Genomic DNA, 21,463 nt, shown 5'->3' on the forward strand with positions numbered 1-21,463 from the left:
TTCGTCACTCGGTTCATTGCTAACTTCAAGCGTGCGATCGCTCTCACTCATGCACCGATCCATCGGGCATGATTGCTCCCTGCAACTCTGCATCCGTCAGCACAGCACCTGTCAAATCAGCATCTCTCAAATTGGCCTTGCGTAAAATTGCTCCTGTAAGATCGGCGTAACTCAAGTCAGCTCCTCGCAAGTTGGCTTCGCTGAAATCGGTTGATTTCATTCCTTGTTGTGGCGTTCGATTTAAATGAGCGCGGCAAAGCTTTGCACCATTTAGATTTGCCCGATACAAAACAGCTCCACTCAAATTGGCGTAGCACAGGTCTGCATCGCTGAAAATCGCATGACTCAGATCCGTCGCTTGGTCGGACGTAGAATGCAAATTGGCGTCAAACAAATTGGCACGAAATAATCTGGCGCGGACTAAATTCGCACCTCCTAAGGTTGCTTTACTCAAGTTCGCTCGCTCCAGATTGGCGTAACTCAGCTCGGCACCACTCAAGTCTGCCTCTCGTAGAATGGCTCGCTCCAAATCAGCTTCGCTCAAATCAGTTCCGCACAAGAGCGCTTCGCTGAGGTCTGCCTCCCGGAAGCTGGCTCGGCTAAAGTCCGTTTTACCCAATCGCGCTTGCCGTAAATCTGCCTGATTGAAGTTCACACCAGGAAGGTGAGCATTCTGCAAATCAACCTCTCGCAGGTTGACCCTTTGAAAGCTTCGTTTGCCTTCGGCATACCGATTCAGGATCTCTTCAATAGTCATCTCTGTTGCCTTTAAGTGTTGCAACTGTAGGGGGTTCTCTTGAAAAGAGGTTCGCTCAGCCATCACCGTTCAAGCTAAGTATTATTCCCCAGTCTCATTATAGAAACGCAGTTTGAGGAACTTGTCAGGAAATGCGATCGCTAAAAGAGATCCCGCCACAGGCAGGTACGCACCCGATTCGATCTCAACACGTTCCGGTTAACTCCGCCATCACCTCAGCGACAGACATAATTCGGTCTGCGCGTCCGGCGTATGCTCCGAAAAAGATTAAGCCGTTCTCTATATCTCTATCCGCTGCCTTGGCGAGTGCCTGAATGATGCAATAGGTTTTTCGGCTCACCCGACACAGGCAGCTTTCTAAACACTTAGCCATGCATTGTCGTTCTAAATCTGGGGATGCAGCGGCAGCGATGCTTCTTCTAATTGATGGATGGCAGCCAATGCTGATGGTGTAAGAAATGTCATCGGATAGTCACCAAAACGTCACATTCGCTGAGTAGGCTGATAGTAAGAACTGCAAAGTTCTACTCCTCACACCATAAAATACAGCCCTCTTGTTCAACAGCAAGAGGGCTTTTTCTTTAATGACAGCAGTTTCAGGTTTCAGATCGTCGTCAAGCAATTGTCATCACAATTTCTTGAATAAATCTTTGGGTGAAAATTGCGATCGCAAGAATAACTGCGTAATGTAACAAGTGTTTCCTTGCCGCCAAACTCCGATACCCGTCTCGGCGTATTCGGCTTGCAAAATATTTGCGCGATGTCCGGGACTATTCATCCATCCTTCAACAGCTAACGGTACGGGTTGGGGAGCATTCACACTTTTAAACAAATTTTCCCCGACCATCCAGTAGGAGATTCCCCCCGCACGAACCCGTTTAGTCAAAGTGCTGCCGTCTGGACTATCGTGGCTGAAGAAGTTCTCACGAGCCATCTTCTGACTGTAATTGCGAGCAACCCGTGCTAATTTTTCGTTGTTTTGAAGTGGATTTAAGCCATTCTTTTGGCGGACTTCGTTGATCCGCTGACGGACAGAAGCTTCCATCTGGGCACTGGTGAGGGATTGAGCGGCGCTGTTAGGCAATTTCGGCGCTTCGGGTACATCCTGTCCAGGCAATTGCCGCAATAACTCTGCGGCAGGTTCGCACCCCACCAATCCTAGAGCCATCGGTATCCAGAATATCCAAGCTATCCTTGGTCGTCGCTGACGCCTGATGGTTGCCTTTAAATTTTGCGCGGGTATGCTTCTGCTGGTTGCTGTTTTAGTTTGTTGAATTTGAATCAATCGAAAAATCCTTTTGTGATTCATCGCTGCTGGCATCAGCCATCATGTTGAGCTAGTATTCTCAGCTTAGCGAGAACCGAGATGGCTGTGCTGGACGACAATCGGCACATTCGACTTTGTTTGCGATCGCTGTCACTTTCTAGTCACATTTGTTACTAACACTAAAGAAAACAGAATCTATGCAAGAAACTCATACTTTTTGGTTTTTTGTCTGCAACAGATAGACTTCTTGCCTCTAGAGGAGCCAACAAAATGACAGCAACAGCGAAAGAGAAATCAGTGGGAAATCAGTGGCATCATCTACCTGTGGGAGAAGTTGCTCAGAATTTAGACAGCAACATAGAAACAGGTTTGACATCTGCTGAAGTAACAAAGCGACAGGAACGTTTTGGAGCGAACGAACTCAAGGGTAAAGCCGGAAAAAGTCCCTTAGTGCGATTTCTCCAGCAATTTAATCAACCGCTCCTGTATATTTTGTTAATTGCTGGTGCAGTCAAGGCATTTCTAGGGGAATGGGTGAATGCGTGGGTAATTTGGGGCGTGACGCTAATTAACGCCATTATCGGATTTGTCCAAGAATCAAAAGCCGAAAGCGCGATCGCTGCCTTAGCTTCTTCTGTCCAAACAGATGCAAATGTACTGCGCGAGGGTCAAAAAGTACAAGTTCCTTCGACTGAGTTAGTACCGGGCGATCTCGTACTCCTCACTTCTGGAGACAAAGTACCCGCCGATTTGCGACTGGTGAAGGTGCGTAACTTGCAAGTGAACGAATCTGCACTCACCGGCGAGTCGGTTGCAGTACAAAAAGAGGCGGAAACAGAAGCCCCGCTTTTGCACCTAAACGCACCCTTGGCGGAGCGAACCAATATGGCTTATGCTGGCAGCTTCGTGACATTTGGTACTGCCAGGGGCGTTGTCGTCGCAATTGGGGAGGCGACTGAAACCGGGCGAATCTCCCAGTTAATGGATCGGGGAAGCAGCCTGACAACCCCCTTAACTCGCAAATTTGACAAATTCAGTCGAAAGTTGCTGTACGTCATTCTAGGAGTCGCCGCGCTGACGTTTGCAGTGGGATGGGGGTACGGCAATTCCTGGGTAAAAATGTTTGAAGCTGCCGTAGCCTTAGCCGTAAGTGCGATTCCCGAAGGATTACCCGCCGTTGTAACGGTGACGCTGGCGATTGGCGTTTCCCGCATGGCTCGTCGTCATGCTATTGTCCGCAAGTTGCCAGCCGTTGAAACTCTGGGTGGTGCCACAGTCATTTGTTCTGACAAAACCGGCACCTTGACTGAAAACCAGATGACGGTACAAGCCATTTATGCCGGAGGTCAGCACTATACAGCCAGCGGTAGCGGCTACAATCCGGCAGGGGAAATCCTGTTAGAAGAAAAGCCGATCAACCTGAACAATTTCCCCGTTCTTCTAGAGTGTTTAAAAGCCGGATTGTTATGCAATGACTCCCATCTAGAAGTCAAGGACGAGCAATGGGTTGTGATTGGCGATCCGACAGAGGGAGCTTTAATTGCTGTTGCCAATAAAGTGGGATTAAAGCAGTCAAACTTAGAGCGAGAAATGCCTAGGTTGGATGTTATTCCGTTTGAGTCTGAATTTCAGTACATGGCAACGTTGCATGAAGGTAAAAGCGATGGGGACGGGCGGGGAAAATCCGGTACAACGATTTATGTGAAGGGTTCGGTGGAGGCAATTCTCCAGCGCTCTCAGCAGATGCTAGATGCTGATGGGAGTTTGATCCCTGTGGATGGACAGACGGTGCATCGGGAAGTCGATGCAATGGCAGAACAGGGGCTACGGGTGTTGGCGTTGGCGAAGAAGCCCGTGTCAGCCGAGCAACAATCAGTAGATCATGGTGATATTGCAAAGAATCTGATTTTTATCGGATTGCAGGGCATGATCGATCCGCCGCGAAAAGAAGCGATCGCCGCCGTGCAAGCCTGTCAGGAAGCGGGGATTCAAGTCAAAATGATTACGGGCGATCATGCTGTCACCGCCGCAGCGATCGCTTCTCGCATGGAATTGAAAAGGCATGGGGAAGTTCTGGCCTTTACCGGACAAGAACTTGCTCAAATGAATGAACAAGAACTGGCGACGGCGGTAGAAGATGGAGTCGTATTTGCCCGCGTCGCACCGGAACAAAAACGGGGATGGGGTTAACGATGCGCCTGCACTCAAGCAAGCAGATATTGGGATTGCAATGGGAGGTGCGGGGACTGAGGTGGCAAAAGAAGCCGCCGATATGATTTTGACCGATGATAACTTTGCCTCAATAGAAGCGGCTGTTGAGGAAGGTCGTACCGTTTACCGAAATCTCCTGAAAGCGATCGCCTTCATTCTCCCCGTTAATGGTGGCGAATCGATGACGATTTTGATTAGCGTGTTACTCGCTAGAGAATTGCCCATCTTATCTTTACAAGTTCTCTGGCTAAATATGGTTAATTCCATTGCAATGACCGTCCCCTTAGCCTTTGAGCCTAAATCTCAGCAGGTGATGCAACAGCCTCCACGCAACCCGAATGAACCCTTGCTTTCTGGCAGTCTGTTAAAGCGGATCTTAGTAATTTCTGCTTTTAACTGGATTGTAATTTTTGGCGTATTTGAATGGATGAAACAAACAACCGGGAATATTGAGTTAGCCCGCACAATGGCAATCTAGGCTTTAGTGGTCGGGAGAATCTTTTATCTTTTAAGCATTAGCCACTTTGGAAATGCTGTCATCGCCAAAATTCGTGGCATCGGACGCATTCGCAATTCTCCAGCCCTAGCAATTGGGATTGCCTGCACTGTGCTTTTGCAAGTAATCTTCAGTCAGTGGAGCCTAATGAATGGCTTATTCTCAACAACACCACTGAACTTAAATCAATGGCTCATTTGCCTGTTGGTGGGGTTGCCAATGATTGCAGTAGCCGCCTTCGTCAATCGCTTTGATCCACAACACTAATCCCATTTTAGATTTTGAGTTGTAGAAAGCTTGCGGTTATCGCATCTGTTGTCAGTAGCTATCCGATTCTGGCTGCAAGGCTGAAGACATGGCTTGTTGTTTAAGCGCGTAGACCCGTCCAAATTCTGTGCTTCTGGTTGCTGATTCCAAACAACCCAAACTTACTTACAGTTTCTATGCAGCTTAACGTGTTCTTGAAGATACATTTTGTCAGCACTCAGCGCTTTGGATTTCACTGGAAAATAGGGCTGTCAGGATGGAGTCTCCTCGCCCATGCGGGTACTGACTCTTTTGATGCGATCGCGCACCGTTATCCTCGGTTAAGTGGAGAGAAGGGGAGAGAACTGCCGATCCAAGTATGCGAGCGCCTCTTGCCCCTACATCATCCTCAATATTGCGTTTTGTAATACTTTTATGGCTCTTTTCCAGATCAAATCCTAAAATGCTATCATCGCAAATGAGAGTTGATTCGGTTGCAAGGTTTTGTTTTTATTGACTGGCTTTTTCGTCTTGGTCTTAACAGACTCCTCTCCGAAATCTAAATCTCCACGTTCCTATGATTTTGGAGTCGATCTATGTCTATTTATGTAGGTAATTTGTCCTACGACGTTACCGAAGCCGATTTAACCGGCGTTTTTGCAGAATATGGTTCTGTAAAGCGGGTTCAGCTACCCACTGACCGCGAAACAGGTCGTCCGCGCGGCTTTGGTTTTGTGGAAATGTCTACCGAGGCTGAAGAAACAGCTGCCATTGAAGCCCTGGATGGTGCTGAATGGATGGGTCGTGACATGAAAGTGAATAAAGCCAAGCCCCGCGAAGACAGAAGTTCGTCCGATGGTGGCGGTCGCAGAAACAACAGTTTCTCTCGTCGCTACTAAAACATAAAGAAGAAGCCCCCAGACATGGGGGCTTTTTTATTGGTCGCTGGAGTGCGATCGCGCTCCCTTCGCGCCCCCTTCGCACTCCAGACAGGTGGAGAGTTTAAGGTCTGGGGGGATTACCACACTGCGGGCTAGGATTATTTAAACATAGCCAAATTCCTGGCATGAGGTCGGTGTTGTTGTTGTTCATAGTACTTGTGGTTGAAGGACTAGCTGCGGGGCTAGCTTCAGGACTGGCTTCAGGACTAGCTTCAGGACTGGCTTCAGGGCTAGCTTCGGGACTGGCTTCAGGACTGGCTTCGGGACTATCTTCGGGACTATCTTCGGGGCTGGCTGGCGCATCTTGAGCGAATAACTCTTGGCTACTCACAGTTAAATCAGCTTGCTTGGAGCCACTACCAGCATTGGAGTGATTATTAGGACTATTAATTAGTGCAGTAGCTGGAAAACTCAGCAAAATTCCAGCACTCACAACCAACATCATGCCAATTCGCGTTTTAATTTGAGTTTTAAGATCTTTATTCATCGGTATCTACTTGGTTTCTCCTAAAATCGGGATGCACTTGATTAAAACTCATTCCTCTGTAATCGTCTTCCTACTTCCGATAGAAGTAGAAGTAAAGTATACTCAAGGCTTAAGTAGTGGGCACTCCTTAATAAGATTTGACGAGAGCTAAACCACCAAAATTAGTATTTGTTGTTTTTTTTGCTGCTAAAGTCAAGCTAAAATTATTATTTTTAAACGAGCAGTATTGGGGCAGTCCCTACCTTAAAAAAATTCTTTTTCGAGAGTTGCGATCGCGGTTCTCGCTAAGTGTGCGCTCCACATTGAACCTCAAACCCCACTCTGCTTTCGGGGAGAAGCCGGAGGGAGTTTAAACTGTACTGCATCCAAACGAAAATTGCTATATAGTTTTCTATGCAAGTAGGGAATCGGAAAGTTACGTAGAAGCGAGAAAATATTTAAAAGTAGATTAACTGGATTTCGGTAGCGTTGATAACAAATTGCCAAAACAAATTGCCAAAGTGAGCTGTCATGATGAGCAGAGCGACGAAGGCACTCTTGTGAAAGCAAGTAGAGATTAATCCATTGCCGCTAGCACCGCCTTGGGTGCTAATTTATCTTTAAACCAAACAATTCTTGCCGGTACATCGTTCAATTTAACACCGGCTTTCTCCAAATTTAGCCGCTCAGAAATCGCTAAAATTAAGTTCTCGCATTCAGCGCGACGCACCTGGGAAAACTTCTTTTGCAAGTATTCGGGACGCCAGTAGCCGACAATTTCGAGTAAGAACGTGCGACCATCAGGATGCACTAAGCGAAAGTCAGGAATCATGACACTGCCTGGAATGGGGATAAGGTCAACTTCTCTTTCTAATACCCATTCACTTTTCAGCGCGTCCCAGCGGTCGGCAAAAGACGCCTCTAACATACTGTCATAAGGCTTGCCAGGTGGATAGTGGGACACCAAACCACATTCAGAATTCAGCGTAAAGCGTCCGGTTTTCCAGTTGCCAGTGAAGGCATCGCGGTTTTGCAGCGTGGCGCTGAGACTCCATTTAGTGACGTGGAGTAAAGCTGGGAGGAGTTTAGCGATCGCTAACCCATAGCGCGTACTCGGCTTAAATAAACTGGTAGGGCCATCCACTGTTATCGTGAAGCCATGATCCGCATCGCCTTCAATATATGCCATCAATTGAAATAATTTGAGATAGCGGAATAACAGCTTATATTCGCCTGGAACGTTGCGGTGAGCATTCAGAGTAATTTGACTCGCACGATAGAAGACACCCTGCACCTGGGATAAATTGTAGCGGTGCAACAAATTTTCGGGCGTGGGAGTGTCAAACTGGGTGAGGATGCGATTCTCGGCTAAATCCGCGTAAAGTCCCATGCGAATTTGACTTGCCAGCACTTCTCGATCGAGTTCCTGGCTGAGTTTGTCAGCTAATAAGCTTAGTGTCTGCGCCGACGCTTGGGGACTGGGAACAGATTGAGCCGCCAGCGCAAAGACTCGTTCCCGCAATTCTTGCGGTTCCAAGGGACTGACGATTTCAAACGTACACAAACTGCTTTTGAGAATGTGGGCAAGTCCTCGCTTCAGGCGATAATCTGGACTATCGCCTTCTAATTCCAGCAACTGGCGATCGAGTTCTCCCTGCGTACAACCAAGCGCTTCCTGAAAACAGGTAATCAGATCGGATGCAATCCCCAAATTCTGAGCATCAATATTTAAGCGCTTCGGGACTATTGTTTCGCCATTTTGACGATGGATTAAAAGGTCGGTAGGTAACATTTGGATTTAGATAATTGCTAATTGCTAATTGCTAATCGCTAATGGGTGGTTCATCCTCCTCTCCCCATTTTGCCGGTGACTCCGCTGCTCGCTTAGCGACATTAGAATTTACCCCATAAATCGGTTTCGACGGCAAAATCTCCAATTGTTTACCTTTCTTCTCCTCTCTTTCTTCGCGTTCTCTGCGCCTTGGCGGTTCGTTTTTCTTATCTCCCCGCCGCCGCTGGGACGTACCTTCCTCACTCGTATTTTCCGCCACCACCTCATAGAGAATGGCACGTTTATTTTTATCCTGACTTTTTCGCAAAACCCGTCCCATCCGCTGAATAAACTCACGCTGGGAACCCGTGCCCGATAAGATAATTGCCACACTAGCGGCGGGGACATCCACCCCTTCATTCAGGACGTGGGAAGCGATCAGAGTTTTGTATTCTCCCTCCCGAAACCGAGTTAATATCTCGTGGCGTTCCTTCACCGGCGTTTGATGGGTAATCGCTGGGATTAAGAAATCCTGGGAAATGCGATAAACGGTCGCGTTATCAGCCGTAAAAATCAAAATTCGTTCTGGGTGGTGTTCGGCAATCAAATTGGCGAGAATTCGCAGTTTGCCGTCTGTACCCAAGGCGATATCTTTCGCTTCCCGATGGGCTAGCATCGCCCGACGTCCTGCTGGCGAACCGGCACTTCTCATCACAAACTGCTGCCAGCCTTGTATGCTGCCGAGAGAAATATTGGACTCTCGCAAAAAGTTGTTGCGGAGTTGAATTAACTCGTTGTAGCGATCGCGCTCTAATTGCGATAACTTGACTTTAATCTGCACGATCTCATGCTCAGCAAGTGCCGAACCAGAAAGTTCCTCTGCTGTTTTGCGGTAAACTTCGGAACCAATGAGAAGATTTAGATCGGCGTGTTTGCCGTCAGAACGCTCCGGAGTCGCACTCAGTCCCAGTCGGTAGGGCGCGATCGCATATTCGGCAATCACCCGATTAAAATCAGTCGGTAAGTGGTGACACTCATCAAACACGAGCATGGCATAGCGATTGCCCAAGTTTTCGGCATGAATTGCCGCACTGTCGTAAGTGGCAACCAGAATTGCTGTTCTATCCCGCGAACCCCCTCCCAGCAACCCCACCTCTGCATCCGGAAAAGCCGCCGTCAAGTGAGCATACCACTGGTGCATCAAATCCAGTGTCGGCACCACAATTAACGTACTGCGCGGCGTCGCCTGCATCGCCAGTTGAGCCAGATACGTCTTCCCAGCCGCCGTAGGCAGCACCACTACTCCCTGACGTCCCGCTTGCTTCCAAGCCATTAGCGCCTCGGTTTGATGCGGGTAGGGTTCCATTTCCATGCTGGCGACGAGTTCCAGCGCTTGAAAACCCTTCGCCTCATCGATAAAATTTGTTTCTTCCGCTTGTAGTGCTTCTACCAGTTGACGATAGTGCATCGCCGGAATGCGGAACTTTTCCACGCGATCGTCCCAAGTCGCATATTCCACCCAAGCTTTGCCCCTAGGAGGCGGATGCAATATTAAAGTGCCACGATCAAAAGATAAAGTAGGGCTACGAGCCATTATTTTTTTAAATTCTTAATCCCCCGATAATTTTAGGAGACTTAATGCACAATGCGATTGAACCCTTGCAGTAATTGGAGCTTTCCCTAATTAAGGGATGAATGCATCGGGGGTAGTAAATAGACTCTCCCAACCTCACAACCCAACCGCGCAAAATTGTTACAGTATGGTGCAATCTTGTGCAACAGCGTAATTGGAGCCGATTTTTGTGTTTAACACTGGCATCATCAGTATTTTGCAATATAGAGGCGCTAAATCTTGACATCTGGCTATGATACGGATCGAGGAGCCACTAGGGTAGATGTGCGAACCAGCGAACTGACAAGTCAGCGCAACGCGATCGCGCTGGCGCGGGAGATTCGTTTTTCATTTTTTACATTAAGAATCGGTGTTGGCATTAGTGCGAAGCGCTCCAAATGCCGAACCCGCCAGGAGAACAGAATATGTTAAAAAAAATCAACCCTCGATTACGGCGCTACGGTGTTGCTGTACTCGCCGTTGCTAGCGCTGGGGTACTGACGCTGTGGTTATTGCCGCACATTCAGCCGCACATTTCCCCACTTTTTTTTGCTGCCGTGATGTTGAGTTCCTGGTACGGCGGCTCGAAACCGGGACTGTTAGCTACTGTTTTGTCTACTTTAACGATTTCTTATTTTTTTATCCCGCCGTTCCATTCAGTTTTGTTTGGTGGAGGGGACATCCTGCGAGTGGCGGTGTTTGGGTTGGTGGCATTATTTATTAGTTGGCTCAGCGCGGAATTAAAAGCTGCCAAGCATCGATCCGAGAAGAACATATTAAAAGTACGAGCCAGCGAGGAGCGGTATCGTAGCATCGTCGAGACGGCTAACGAGGGCATCTGGTTATTGGATGCCCAAATGCGAATAGAGTACGTCAATCAACGGTTAGCCGAGATGTTCGGTTACGGTGTAGAAGAGATGCTCGGTCGTCCAATTTTTGACTTCATGGATGAAGAGGCTCGTATTCAGTTAGAGCAATCTTTGGAGCGTGGGAAGCAGGGTATCAACGAGCAGTTTGACTTCCGTTACCGCCGCAAAGACGGTTCGACGCTTTGGGCAATTGTCTCCACAAATCTTATTTTTAATGAAGGCGGTGTCAGCGACGCGAAAGGTGAAGCGATGCCGAAAGCGATCGCGATGTTAACTGATGTCACCGAGCGCAAAGCCGCTGAGGAAGAATTAAAACGATATCAACTTCTTTCTCAACACAGTCGTGACATTGTTTTATATATTCAGCTTGATGGTCAAATTATTGAAGCAAACCAAGCTGCTGTTAAAGCTTATGGTTACTCTAAATCAGAGTTGATTTCCCTGAAGATTAACGATTTACGAGCGCCACAAACTCGGAATTTAATCGCTCAGCAAATTGAACAAGCAGACAAAGAAGGGATTTTGTTTGAAACCATTCACTACCGGAAAGACGGGAGTTCTTTTCCGGTAGAAGTGAGTGCCCAAAGCTTAGGAATTGGCAATAAAAAAATAGTTTTAAGTATTATTCGAGACATTACTGAGCGCAAGCAAGCTGAAGCCTTGTTGCGGAACAGCGAAGAACGCTACCGCGCTTTTATTGAGCGGAGTTCAGAAGGAATTTGGCGATTTGAACTTGAGCAACCGATTCCCATAGAAGTGACAGAAGATGAGCAGATTCAGCGTTTTTACCAACATGGATACTTAGCTGAATGCAATCGGGTCATGGCTCAAATGTATGGGTTTAGTAGTGTAGAAGAAATTATTGGGGTAAGATTAGAAGATTTTTTAATTCCCTCCGAGCCACATAATATTGAATATTTGCGGGCGTTTATTCAGTCTGGCTACCGACTCAGCGATGCAGAATCCTATGAGGTGGATAAAGAAGGAAATCCCAAATATTTTTTAAATAACCTCGTAGGAATTGTGGAAAATGGTTTTTTAGTACGAGCGTGGGGAACTCAACAGGACATTAGCGAAAGCCTGCGGCACGCTACGCTACGCAAACAAGCGGAAGAAAACTCTCGGCATCTCGCAAACGAGCTTCAAGAACAAGCCAGTACGCTGGATGCAATTCTTTCGGCATCTGTCGATCACATTTACATCTTCGATCGTGAAGGTCGCTACCAATATGTAAGCGCTGGCGGTGCCCAAGTGGTAGGGTTCCAGCCAAGCGAGCTGGTAGGCAAAACTTGGCGAGATATCGGCTTGCCAGAAGAAATTATGAGCCGATTTGATGCTCACAGAGAAGAAGTCATCTCTACCGGAGAACCGATCAGACATGAGAACGAGTTCTTAGGTGCTAGCGGCTTGCAACACTACGAATATATCGTCGCCCCCCTGCACAATCAGGATAAAAGCATCAAGGGGATCGTGGTCATTTCCCGCGACATCACCCAGCGCAAGCAAGCTGAAGAGGCTCTGCGAGAAAGTGAAGTACGGGCGAGACGCTTGATTGAGTCAAATATTATCGGGGTTATCATTGCGGACTTTTCTGGCAATATCCTGGAAGCAAACGATGTCTTTTGTAACATCGTCGGTTATACACAGGAGGAAGTGCTATCCGGAAAAGCGAACTGGGCGGAAATGACGCCGCCAGAATATCGGCATTTAGATTTGCAGGCGATGGAGGCGATGCAGCAGACAGGCACCCATACGCCTTTCGAGAAAGAATACATCCGCAAAGACGGCACCAGGGTTCCCGTCCTAGTGGGGACAGGCTATCTGGGCGGAGCGAACAAAATCGGAGTGGGTTTTGCGATTGACTTAAGCGAAAGCCTGCGGCACGCTACGCTACGCAAACGCGCTGAGCAGGAATTGCGAGTATCAGAAGCTCGCTTCCGAGCTTTGGTGGATCAGTCCCCGTTGAGTACGCAAATTATGGCTCTCGACGGTCGGATTCTTCAGGTAAACCAGGCTTGGGAGAAACTTTGGGGAATCACGCTTGACCAACTTTCGGAATACAACCTGTTGCAGGATGAGCAATTAGTTGCTAAAGGCATCATGCCGTACATTCAAAAGGCATTTGCTGGCGAGGCGACAGCCATGCCACCCATCGTCTACTATGTTTCGGAGCTAGGAGATTTCCACGAGCAAGAACGCTGGACGCAGGCTTTCATCTATCCCGTCAAAGATGAAACCGGAAATATTCGCGAAGTGGTTTTGGTACACGAAGATATTACAGAGCGCGTCCGAGCCGAGGAAGCACTTCGAGAAAGCGAAGAACGATTCCGAAAATTTTTTGAAGAGGCACCCATTGGCATCTCCGTGGTTGACATAAACGGTCGCTTGGTCAAAATGAATAAAACCTACTGTGAGATGTTGGGATACCCAGAGCAAGAACTCAGTCAATTGACCTTTACAGAGATTACCCACCCCGAAGATATTGAAAAAGATTGGCGCTATACAGAGCAATTATTCACAGGTGAACTAACTCGCTATCAAGTAGAAAAACGTTATATCAAGAAAAATGGGGAAATTTTATGGATTAATCTTACAGCTACGGCAATTTACGATCGAGAAGGGAACCCCTGCTATGGATTGGGCATGGTTGAAGACATCAGCGAACGGAAGCGAGCTGAGGAAGCGCTGCAAGCAACGAACCAAACTCTTGACAGCCTGATTCAAGCTTGTCCCCTGGGGATTACAGTTCTCAGTATTGATGATGGAACGGTAAAACTGTGGAATCCAGCAGATGAGCGGATCTTCGGCTGGAGTGAACAAGAGGTAGTCGGCTGTTTTCTTCCTAGCATCCTAGAAGATAAACGAGACGAGTTTATAGCACAACTTGATGCTATCGAGCAAGGCGGAACATTAACGGCTATAGAAACACGTCGTCGAAAGAAAGACGGTTCACTGGTTGATATCAGCGTCTGGGCGTGTCCAGTGCGTGACGCTCAGGGAAATCTTAGCTGTATGTCCATTGTTGCCGATATTAGCGATCGCAAGCAGTTAGAGCAAGAACGCAACCAACTTTTGCTCAACGAACAACAACGGGCGACCCAACTTCGAGGCTTGGCGGATGCTGCTTTAGCCATCAACTCTACACTCTCGATTGATGAGCGGTTGCAAGCGATCGCTGACCAAGCGCGTACCATCATCGGTGCCCACCAGTCACACGCCAAACTAAGTTTTAATCAAGACTGGGCGCAGTCTCTCAACGCCATCTCTGTGTCAGACAAATATGCAGCCAGGCGCGAATCCCCTGAAGAACTTGATGTGACGACGAGCATCTACTCGCTTGTCTGGCAGAGGAACCGCCCGATGCGGATGACGCAAGCTGAGCTGGAGGCACATCCGGCTTGGAAAGAATTTGACAAAACTGTTGATAATCTACCAATGCGAGGCTGGCTAGCTGCACCCCTGACGGGACACAACGGGAAAAATATCGGTTTGATTCAACTGTCGGATAAATACGAGGGTGAGTTCACCGAACAAGATGAAGCCATCTTCGTCCAACTGGCACAGATGGCTTCCGTCGCGGTTGAGAATGCACGCCTTTACCGGGAAGCCCAAGAAGCAAACCGCACCAAAGATGAGTTTTTAGCGACCCTTTCCCACGAACTGCGAACGCCGCTCAACGCCATGCTGGGATGGACTCAACTCCTGCGTACCCGGAAGTTTGACGCCGCCACTGCCGCCCGCGCCCTGGAAACCATCGACCGCAATACCAGGTCACTGTCTCAATTGATTGAGGATGTTCTAGATGTCTCGCGGATTATTACCGGCAAGTTGCGCCTAAATGTGCGTCCCATCGAACTTGTACCCGTGATTGAGGCGGCTATCGATACGGTGCTACCCGCAGCAGAAGCGAAAAACATTCAAATTGACTCTAGATGCGATCGCTCAGTCGGACTCATTTTGGGCGATTCCGCTCGTTTGCAGCAAGTCGTCTGGAATCTGCTTTCTAACGCCGTCAAGTTCACCCCCAAGGGAGGGCGGATCGAGGTACAACTTTCTGTAGGCAGGGGGAATGGGAACGAACAATTCCCGATTCCCAACTATGCCGAAATCAGAGTAACTGACACGGGACAAGGGATTAGTGCCGACTTTCTCCCTTATGTATTTGAACGCTTCCGTCAAGCCGATGGTACAACTACGCGATCGCATGGCGGACTCGGACTTGGACTTGCGATCGTGCGCCACCTCGTAGAATTGCAAGGGGGAACCGTCCGCGCCCAAAGCCCCGGACTTGGCTTAGGCGCAACCTTTATTGTGAATTTACCGCTCCGGAGGGAGGAAGCAGAAAACCGGAAAGATGAATTAGATTCTCACCTTCCTCCTTCCTCCGCCGACTTCGCTTCCTGTGCCGTAACGCTGGATGGCTTGCGAGTGCTAATTGTGGATGATGAACCCGACGCCCGCGAAGTGCTAACTGCCATCTTGGAGCAATACCACGCCCAAGTCACCGCTGTGACGAGTGCCCGCGAAGCACTGGAAGCCCTCCACCGCTTGCAGCCGGATATCTTGGTGAGCGATATTGGGATGCCGGAAGAAGATGGCTACGACCTGATTCGTCAAGTCAGGGCGCTGGATATACAAGGTAGAACAATTCCGGCTGTAGCGCTGACTGCCTACGCCAGAGCTGAAGACCGTATCAAGGCGCTCCAAGCAGGTTTCCAGGTACACATTTCTAAGCCAGTCAACCCCGTGGAGATAGCGACAGCGATCGCTAACCTCACCGGACGCACCCATTCTTAAATGGTGGTCAGGAAAAGGGATTGGTTTAAGAAAAAAAACAATCATCGCCAGTAGTAAGTGATATGTTAGGGGGCAATCGCGATCGCTCTGTTGCGCCACAATAATGCCTATTTCTCTAAGGTCTAAGCGTTTTTCCCTGGCACTGGTGACAGTTCTTGTCTCTGTCTCCGTGTCTTGGTGCGACAAAGCACCCGCAGCATTTGTACAGCCCCTCCGAAGCAAACGGGGGATGGTTGTCTCCGCTCACCGACTGGCGAGTGACGCAGGGTTGACTATGTTACGCAAGGGAGGCAATGCAGTCGATGCAGCCGTGGCAACTGCTTTTGCCATTTCCGTTGTCGAGCCTTTTTCGGCTGGGATCGGCGGCGGGGGTTTTGCGCTGGTGCGCTTGGAGAAAACTGGCGAAATCAAAGCGCTTGACTTCCGCGAACGCGCCCCCCTGAAGGCAACGCGGGATATGTACCTGGATGCAGCGGGGAAAGTGCGTCCCAATGCCAGTGTGAATGGATATTTGTCTGTAGCGGTCCCCGGAACGGTAGCGGGACTGTATGAACTCCATCGTCAGTATGGCAAACTTCCCTGGAAAGAAACGATCGCACCGGCGATTCGTTTTGCCAACGAAGGCTCTACGATCAACCCTACCTCGCGTTTTGCCCAAGTTGCTGGAAATCGCAAGGATGCCATTCTCAATAATCCCGCAGCCCGACAAATTTTTGCGCCGAACGGCACTTTGTTTGCACCGGGAGAGAAGCTGGTACAAAAAGATTTAGCCAAAACCTTACAAGCGATCGCCCTCAATCCTCAAGACTTCTATACTGGCGACATTGCCCGCGCGATCGCGAGCGATATGGCAAAAAATGGGGGTTTGATTTCCCTTGAAGATTTAAAATCTTACAAAACGACTTGGCGTGCCCCCGTCTGCGGCAATTTCCGCGCTGCTCGGATTTGCTCGATGCCGCCGCCTTCGTCGGGAGGCGTTCACCTGCTGCAAATCTTAAATATTATTGGGGAAACTGACTTAAAATCCAAAGGATGGCACCACCCAGACTCCCTGCATTTGATGGTGGAAGCAATGCGGATCGCTTATGCGGATCGGGCTGTACATTTGGGCGATCCGGATTTTGTGAAAGTTCCGGTTAATGCCTTGATTAATCCGGCATACGCTGCCAAAAGACGCCAGGAAATTAGTCTGGAACGGGCGCGATCTTCAACTGAGGTAAAGGCAGGGAATCAGGAGACGCTACAGGGCTTTGCCAATCCCAAGGAATCGCAAGATACGTCTCATTTAACGGTAGTCGATGAGGAGCGCAATACCGTCAGCCTCACGTTTACGATTAACTACGGCTTTGGCTCGGGTGTGGTGGTGCCGGGAACGGGGATTCTGCTAAATGACGAGATGGACGATTTTGCCGCTGCACCGGGAGTTCCCAACGTTTTTGGATTAGTGGGCGGTGAAGCGAATGCGATCGCTCCCGGCAAAATTCCCCTCTCCAGTATGACCCCAACGATCGTCACCGAAAATGGCAAGCTGCGGATGGCTGTCGGTGCGCCTGGGGGTAGCACGATCATTACTACCGTGATGCAAGTTGTCCTCAACGTCCTGGAATACGGCAGGGATGCTGGTGCCGCCGTTTCCGCCCCCCGTATCCATCATCAATGGCTTCCGGACAAGCTCAACGTGGAACCTTACGGCTTAGACGCCGCCACGCTTGCAGAACTGAGCCGTCGAGGGCACAAAATCGAAGAGCGATCGCCTTGGGGAAATGCGAACGCGATCGTCGTGACCCCTGAAGGCTTATTAGAAGGTGCTGCCGATCCTCGCGGCGAAGGTGCCCCAAGCGGTTATTAGAGAGGGCTGAGGACTGAGGACTGAGGACTGAGGGCTGAGGACTGAGGACTGAGGACTGAGGGCTGAGAGAAAAAGAGTGAGGGCTGAGGAGTCAGGGAAGAGGGCTGAGGGAAGAGGATTGATTTCAACCGCCCTCAGCTAGATGTGAGAAGCTTTCCTTAAAGAGCGGGAGTGTCAATTGTTATTGCCCAAAAATTGCACTAAAGGTTGAAAAGTTGGGACGAGTTCGGGACGACTCACGACTAAAGTGGGGAAAGAAATACTGCCATAATTCACTCCTTTTTGCAAAGGAAACACGGGGTTTGAATTCAGCGGTATCCAAACCCCACCCGCCGCCTGCAAAATTGCCCAGACTGCTGCAATATCCCAAACTTTGGGGGTAGATTCAACACCACCCAAGCTGGTACCGGAAGCAACTGCCAGGAAATTGTAGGTAGTGACGCCCAGCATCCGGATTTTGCAGGGGAAAGGTTTCTGCAAGATAGAGGTACTTCTGGCACACACGCAGAAAAAGTGACTATTACTCGGAGCATCTGGACTAGTGTGAATCGGGCGATTATTTAAAAAAGCACCATTGTCACCGCCTTCACCGTGCCAAAAGCCGTGAAAAGATTGCCTGGTGGGGGGGAAATACACGTACCCGAATACCGGAGTGCCCTGATACAGCAACCCCATTGAAATTCCCCAGATTGGAATTCCCCGCGTGAAATTGGTGGTGCCATCAACCGGATCGATGACCCAGCACCATTCGGAACCGAAAAAGGTATGTTCTGCCTCTTCGCTTAAAACATCGTGGCTGGGGAATGTGCGCGCGATCGCTTCTCGAATTTCTCGATCCGCCCACTTATCTGCCTGCGTTACCAAACTCCCATCTGCTTTATGTTCTGCCTGGATCTGTCCAAAATCTTGCAGCAGTTGCTTGCCGAGTCTAACAGTCGTCTCTTGTGCAAAGCTGAGAACCTTCTCCCAAAAATCTGTCATCTGCGTTCGTGGTTCGAGGTTGATGGCTAATGGCAATACAATTCACCATTAGCGATGATCTATTCGCAATTCGTTAGTCTAATTCACCTTCCAGGACAGTTGCGATCGCATTTTTGGCATCTGTGCGAAATTCTGCCACATTTACTCGACTGAGGAACCAAACCGCTAGCACCATTCCCACGGCTTGCAGTGCAAATACCAATCCATAGGAGAGTACGGGATTAGTAAATAGCTTTCTCCCCACATCCAAAACAGCACCTCCCGTCACGGTTGCCAGTGCCCGTGCCATTGCCTGCGCCAATCCCCAAGCACCGATAAACGTACCGGCTGTTTCCGCTGCTGTCAGATCCAGCATTAAGCTAATCGCGCCGGTGGTTGTGACACCAGAGGCAAGCCCAAACAAGAATAACGCACCCTGCAATAACTTTTGATTTTGGCTAAATCCTGACAGGATAATCAACACGAAACAAGCGGCTACTAACAGACAGCCTAGCTTAGCTGTTTTTTGCTTACCTAGGCGCGGCACAATCAAGAAACCAGTGCTGCTAATTCCAATCAGCGTTCCCAATCCCCAGTAAGCATTCAGCTTGGTGGTTTCCGAAACTTGCATTCGGAAAACTTCGCCCCCATAAGGTTCTAAGACTGCTTCCTGCATAAACAAACTAATCGTCATTACCAGCAAAAACGTGAAAAAGATTCCCGTTTGCCGGTTAGCGGTTAACACTCGCAATGCCTTACCCAAGGTAATGCTATCTTCTCGCTCGACTAAAGTGGAACGAGAGGTATAGCGCGAATATTTTTTCTCAACGCCCACCGTCGCCAGCAATGCCAGACCCACCACGGTCGCCGGTACAATTACAAACAAGCGGTCGATCGAGGCTTGCAATGCTGATAGGGGTGCGTCTGTGCCGACTTGCTTGAGCAAACTGCTGCCAAGAATTGCCCCGATAACAATTCCCACCATCAGCATAGACCAGACAATCCCGACAAGTTTAGAACGATTATCTTCATCGGAAACATCCACCAACATTGCGGCAAAGGGAGTCGAACTCATACTCAGCGCCACGCCATAAAACACGAAGACAAGTGCCAGCAAACCAGTCCAGCCGTAGGTTTGGGTTGTCCACGACCAACCCCCGGCAGCTTGCACCACATTGCCCAGACGCCACATAACTTGTACGGCGAGGAAGGATGCGATCGCAAACAGTGTTGCACCTATCCACACATAACCCGTGCGGTGATACCCCAATATCGGCTTTGCATCCGACATTTGCCCAAACCACACTCGCACTGGGGCAACAAACTGGTGCATCGCCAAGGCACCCGCTGCAATTGTGGCAGGAATTGCTAACTCCCCAATCATGACTCTGTTGAGGATGCCCAGCGCCAAAACGGACATCATCCCCAATCCCATCTGAAATAAGCCGAGTCGGAACATGGTGAATAAATTCACCTTGGGAGGAAATGACTCGCGGGGTTTCGAGTCTTCTGGTTGCAAATTTGATATATCACCTGTTGCCATCTTTTTTTAAAAGCAAATGAAAGCATCTTTTGCTGTTTTCATTTCACCATACTCATCTGCGACTGTCTGCGACGTTAAACTGAAAAATATAAAGTTTTGTAAAGAGTAGAAATTTTGAGCCTACAAACGATTACTTTAGGACGCGATGGTCCCACAGTCACCCAACTCGGTATCGGCACTTGGGCTTGGGGGGACAAGCTGTTTTGGAATTATGGCAGCGATTACGGAGAAGCCCAACTACGAGAAGCCTTTGAAGCCACGCTAAATTCCGGCATTACCTTTTTTGACACTGCTGAGATTTACGGGTTCGGAGAGTCAGAGTCACTTTTGGGAAAATTCATGCAAGAAACTGGGTGTCCTGCCCAAATTGCTACCAAATACGGCCCTGCCCCTTGGCGATTCACGGCTCAATCTGTCTCAGATGCTTTAACAGAAAGTTTAAAACGTCTGCGGGTCGAGCAAGTCGCCCTTTATCAAGTGCATTGGCCTTTTACCTTCTTAATGAGTCAAGAGACGCTGATGAATGCTCTAGCCGATGAGGTGAAGCGAGGCAGAATTGCGACAGTCGGCGTCAGCAATTATTCAGCCGAACAAATGAAAGAAGCCCACCAACTGCTGGCAGCCAGGGGTGTGCCTTTAGCGGTGAACCAAGTACGCTATTCTCTGCTAACGCGACAAATCGAAACCAACGGCATTCTAGACACAGCGCGTCAACTGGGGGTGACAATCCTGGCTTACAGCCCTCTTGCACAAGGGTTACTCACTGGTAAGTACACCGTTGAGAAGTACCAGGAACCGACGGGTGCCCGCAGATTTGACTCTCGCTTCAGCCGCAGCGGCTTAGAGAAAATCTCCCCGGTGACATCCTTGCTGAGTCAGTTAGGGGAAAAGTATCAAAAAACCCCCGCTCAGGTTGCCCTCAATTGGTTAATCGCTCAGAACGATGTGATTGCGATTCCAGGCGCAAAGACAGCCGAACAGGCGCGGCAGAATGCCGGGGCGCTCGGTTGGGAATTGAGCAGCGAGGAAGTTGCCCAATTGGAACAGGTGAGTCGTCCTTGGCGAAATTAAACCGATTTTAAATTTGGTTCGCAATCGAGGCGGTGCCTCGATTGTGTCCATTATTGAAGGAACGACGCGAGCCGTATTCGACCCGTAGGCGCAGCCTGCGTCCGCCAGAGCGACAAAGGTAGCAGTACCGACCTAACTTCTACAGAACACAGCATTTTTTTAGCCAATTAGAAAAGCGACACATAAAATTTAACTTAGTTACCACTTCAGGCTAAAATTACTGGATGGTGTGAGTACACAGAAATATCTGTTTAGCTGATGTCCACTCGTTCATCTACACTGACCCGTCCGCAAGACTCTGTTGGCAATTCCGAGCCGCTGAGCAATCTTTTGACAGCCCCAACTGGTGACAAGCATCTGAAGCCTGTGACCAAAGCTGTCTATCAAGCCGACCAGCAAGTTAAGTTCCTGCATTTGCAGGCGGAAGTTGAAATTCTCTTGCAACAGCTGCAAACAATCAAACAGCAGCGGTTAGCATCGGATCGCGAGATGGCGGCGACACCCAGCACCGCTAACCCGTAAGGTTCGTAGGAAGAGGCTTTTATCCCTAGAAATGCTGTTTGTAACTCTATCGGCAACTCTTCGGTGCTAGCTTCGTTTGCCCGAA

The 21,463-nt window shown here is 49.1% G+C and carries 15 protein-coding genes and 1 pseudogene; 8 read left to right on the forward strand and 8 right to left on the reverse strand.

Translation table 11 applies throughout. The features are described 5' to 3' along the window. Nucleotides 1–43: 43 nt before the first annotated feature. The 3 genes from NDI34_RS00540 to NDI34_RS00550 form a co-directional block, all read right to left on the reverse strand. Nucleotides 44–757, reverse strand: coding sequence for a pentapeptide repeat-containing protein (locus NDI34_RS00540; protein ID WP_348231533.1), 714 nt, complete (start codon nucleotides 755–757; stop codon nucleotides 44–46). A 184-nt stretch (nucleotides 758–941) separates the two neighbouring features. Next, nucleotides 942–1,130, reverse strand: coding sequence for a hypothetical protein (locus NDI34_RS00545; RefSeq protein WP_190416070.1), 189 nt, complete (start codon nucleotides 1,128–1,130; stop codon nucleotides 942–944). Nucleotides 1,131–1,385: 255 nt separating this feature from the next. Continuing rightward, nucleotides 1,386–2,042 carry a CAP domain-containing protein gene (locus NDI34_RS00550; RefSeq protein WP_242030594.1) on the reverse strand — a complete coding sequence of 219 codons (657 nt, stop codon included), beginning with the start codon at nucleotides 2,040–2,042 and terminating at the stop codon, nucleotides 1,386–1,388. Between the two features lie 252 nt (nucleotides 2,043–2,294). Between NDI34_RS00550 and NDI34_RS00555 the strand changes: the two are divergent. The 3 genes and pseudogenes from NDI34_RS00555 to NDI34_RS00565 all read left to right on the forward strand — a co-directional run bounded on the left by NDI34_RS00555 (nucleotide 2,295) and on the right by NDI34_RS00565 (nucleotide 5,876). Further along, a pseudogene (locus NDI34_RS00555) lies at nucleotides 2,295–4,998 on the forward strand (HAD-IC family P-type ATPase). Between the two features lie 176 nt (nucleotides 4,999–5,174). After that, entirely contained in the window at nucleotides 5,175–5,405 is a 231-nt protein-coding gene (locus tag NDI34_RS00560) for a hypothetical protein (RefSeq protein ID WP_190416072.1), read from the forward strand. 168 nt (nucleotides 5,406–5,573) lie between these two features. Continuing rightward, nucleotides 5,574–5,876 (forward strand): RNA-binding protein, encoded by a 303-nt coding sequence (locus NDI34_RS00565; RefSeq protein ID WP_190416073.1) that lies wholly within the window; start codon nucleotides 5,574–5,576, stop codon nucleotides 5,874–5,876. A 103-nt stretch (nucleotides 5,877–5,979) separates the two neighbouring features. Here NDI34_RS00565 and NDI34_RS00570 read toward each other — a convergent pair whose 3' ends face one another. The 3 genes from NDI34_RS00570 to NDI34_RS00580 form a co-directional block, all read right to left on the reverse strand. After that, the gene (locus NDI34_RS00570) at nucleotides 5,980–6,405 is read right to left on the reverse strand and encodes a hypothetical protein (protein WP_348231534.1); all 426 of its coding nucleotides are present in this window, start codon (nucleotides 6,403–6,405) and stop codon (nucleotides 5,980–5,982) included. Between the two features lie 556 nt (nucleotides 6,406–6,961). Then, entirely contained in the window at nucleotides 6,962–8,176 is a 1,215-nt protein-coding gene (locus NDI34_RS00575) for a DUF790 family protein (protein ID WP_190416075.1), read from the reverse strand. Between the two features lie 31 nt (nucleotides 8,177–8,207). Then, complete coding sequence (locus NDI34_RS00580; RefSeq protein ID WP_190434814.1) at nucleotides 8,208–9,749, reverse strand: DEAD/DEAH box helicase family protein; 1,542 nt, start codon at nucleotides 9,747–9,749, stop codon at nucleotides 8,208–8,210. A gap of 258 nt (nucleotides 9,750–10,007) precedes the next feature. On the opposite strand from NDI34_RS00580, the gene NDI34_RS00585 reads away from it, so the two are divergent. The 3 genes from NDI34_RS00585 (at nucleotide 10,008) to ggt (ending at nucleotide 17,282) form a co-directional block, all read left to right on the forward strand. Continuing rightward, on the forward strand, nucleotides 10,008–10,199 hold the full coding sequence (locus tag NDI34_RS00585; protein ID WP_190430582.1) for a hypothetical protein: 192 nt from the start codon (nucleotides 10,008–10,010) through the stop codon (nucleotides 10,197–10,199). Beyond that, nucleotides 10,193–15,433, forward strand: a complete 5,241-nt coding sequence (locus tag NDI34_RS00590; RefSeq protein ID WP_348231535.1) for a PAS domain S-box protein — start codon at nucleotides 10,193–10,195, stop codon at nucleotides 15,431–15,433. Before NDI34_RS00585 ends, NDI34_RS00590 begins: the two co-directional genes overlap by 7 nt. Nucleotides 15,434–15,536: 103 nt before the next feature. Continuing rightward, nucleotides 15,537–17,282, forward strand: coding sequence for a gamma-glutamyltransferase (gene ggt / locus NDI34_RS00595; RefSeq protein WP_348231536.1), 1,746 nt, complete (start codon nucleotides 15,537–15,539; stop codon nucleotides 17,280–17,282). A gap of 174 nt (nucleotides 17,283–17,456) precedes the next feature. Here the strand turns inward: ggt and NDI34_RS00600 are convergent, their stop codons facing one another. Together NDI34_RS00600 and NDI34_RS00605 are read right to left on the reverse strand one after the other, a co-directional pair. After that, nucleotides 17,457–18,263: an inositol monophosphatase family protein gene (locus NDI34_RS00600; protein WP_348231537.1), complete on the reverse strand. Its 807-nt coding sequence runs from the start codon at nucleotides 18,261–18,263 to the stop codon at nucleotides 17,457–17,459. 73 nt (nucleotides 18,264–18,336) lie between these two features. After that, nucleotides 18,337–19,785 (reverse strand): BCD family MFS transporter, encoded by a 1,449-nt coding sequence (locus NDI34_RS00605; protein ID WP_348231538.1) that lies wholly within the window; start codon nucleotides 19,783–19,785, stop codon nucleotides 18,337–18,339. 114 nt (nucleotides 19,786–19,899) lie between these two features. On the opposite strand from NDI34_RS00605, the gene NDI34_RS00610 reads away from it, so the two are divergent. Further along, nucleotides 19,900–20,856 (forward strand): aldo/keto reductase, encoded by a 957-nt coding sequence (locus tag NDI34_RS00610; RefSeq protein ID WP_190416082.1) that lies wholly within the window; start codon nucleotides 19,900–19,902, stop codon nucleotides 20,854–20,856. Nucleotides 20,857–21,114: 258 nt separating this feature from the next. Continuing rightward, nucleotides 21,115–21,378 (forward strand): hypothetical protein, encoded by a 264-nt coding sequence (locus tag NDI34_RS00615; protein WP_190434831.1) that lies wholly within the window; start codon nucleotides 21,115–21,117, stop codon nucleotides 21,376–21,378. Nucleotides 21,379–21,463: the final 85 nt, after the last annotated feature.

Source organism: Trichocoleus sp. DQ-U1, assembly GCF_039961925.1.
Lineage (GTDB): Bacteria > Cyanobacteriota > Cyanobacteriia > Cyanobacteriales > FACHB-T130 > FACHB-T130.

What these genes read in the sequence shown, in the direction of transcription:
- NDI34_RS00540 (WP_348231533.1), bottom strand. Translation starts at nt 757, where the DNA reads ATGACTATTGAAGAGATCCTGAATCGGTATGCCGAAGGCAAACGAAGC.
- NDI34_RS00545 (WP_190416070.1), bottom strand. Translation starts at nt 1,130, where the DNA reads ATGGCTAAGTGTTTAGAAAGCTGCCTGTGTCGGGTGAGCCGAAAAACC.
- NDI34_RS00560 (WP_190416072.1), top strand. Translation starts at nt 5,175, where the DNA reads ATGCAGCTTAACGTGTTCTTGAAGATACATTTTGTCAGCACTCAGCGC.
- NDI34_RS00565 (WP_190416073.1), top strand. Translation starts at nt 5,574, where the DNA reads ATGTCTATTTATGTAGGTAATTTGTCCTACGACGTTACCGAAGCCGAT.
- NDI34_RS00570 (WP_348231534.1), bottom strand. Translation starts at nt 6,405, where the DNA reads ATGAATAAAGATCTTAAAACTCAAATTAAAACGCGAATTGGCATGATG.
- NDI34_RS00575 (WP_190416075.1), bottom strand. Translation starts at nt 8,176, where the DNA reads ATGTTACCTACCGACCTTTTAATCCATCGTCAAAATGGCGAAACAATA.
- NDI34_RS00580 (WP_190434814.1), bottom strand. Translation starts at nt 9,749, where the DNA reads ATGGCTCGTAGCCCTACTTTATCTTTTGATCGTGGCACTTTAATATTG.
- NDI34_RS00590 (WP_348231535.1), top strand. Translation starts at nt 10,193, where the DNA reads ATGTTAAAAAAAATCAACCCTCGATTACGGCGCTACGGTGTTGCTGTA.
- ggt (WP_348231536.1), top strand. Translation starts at nt 15,537, where the DNA reads ATGCCTATTTCTCTAAGGTCTAAGCGTTTTTCCCTGGCACTGGTGACA.
- NDI34_RS00600 (WP_348231537.1), bottom strand. Translation starts at nt 18,263, where the DNA reads ATGACAGATTTTTGGGAGAAGGTTCTCAGCTTTGCACAAGAGACGACT.
- NDI34_RS00605 (WP_348231538.1), bottom strand. Translation starts at nt 19,785, where the DNA reads ATGGCAACAGGTGATATATCAAATTTGCAACCAGAAGACTCGAAACCC.
- NDI34_RS00615 (WP_190434831.1), top strand. Translation starts at nt 21,115, where the DNA reads ATGTCCACTCGTTCATCTACACTGACCCGTCCGCAAGACTCTGTTGGC.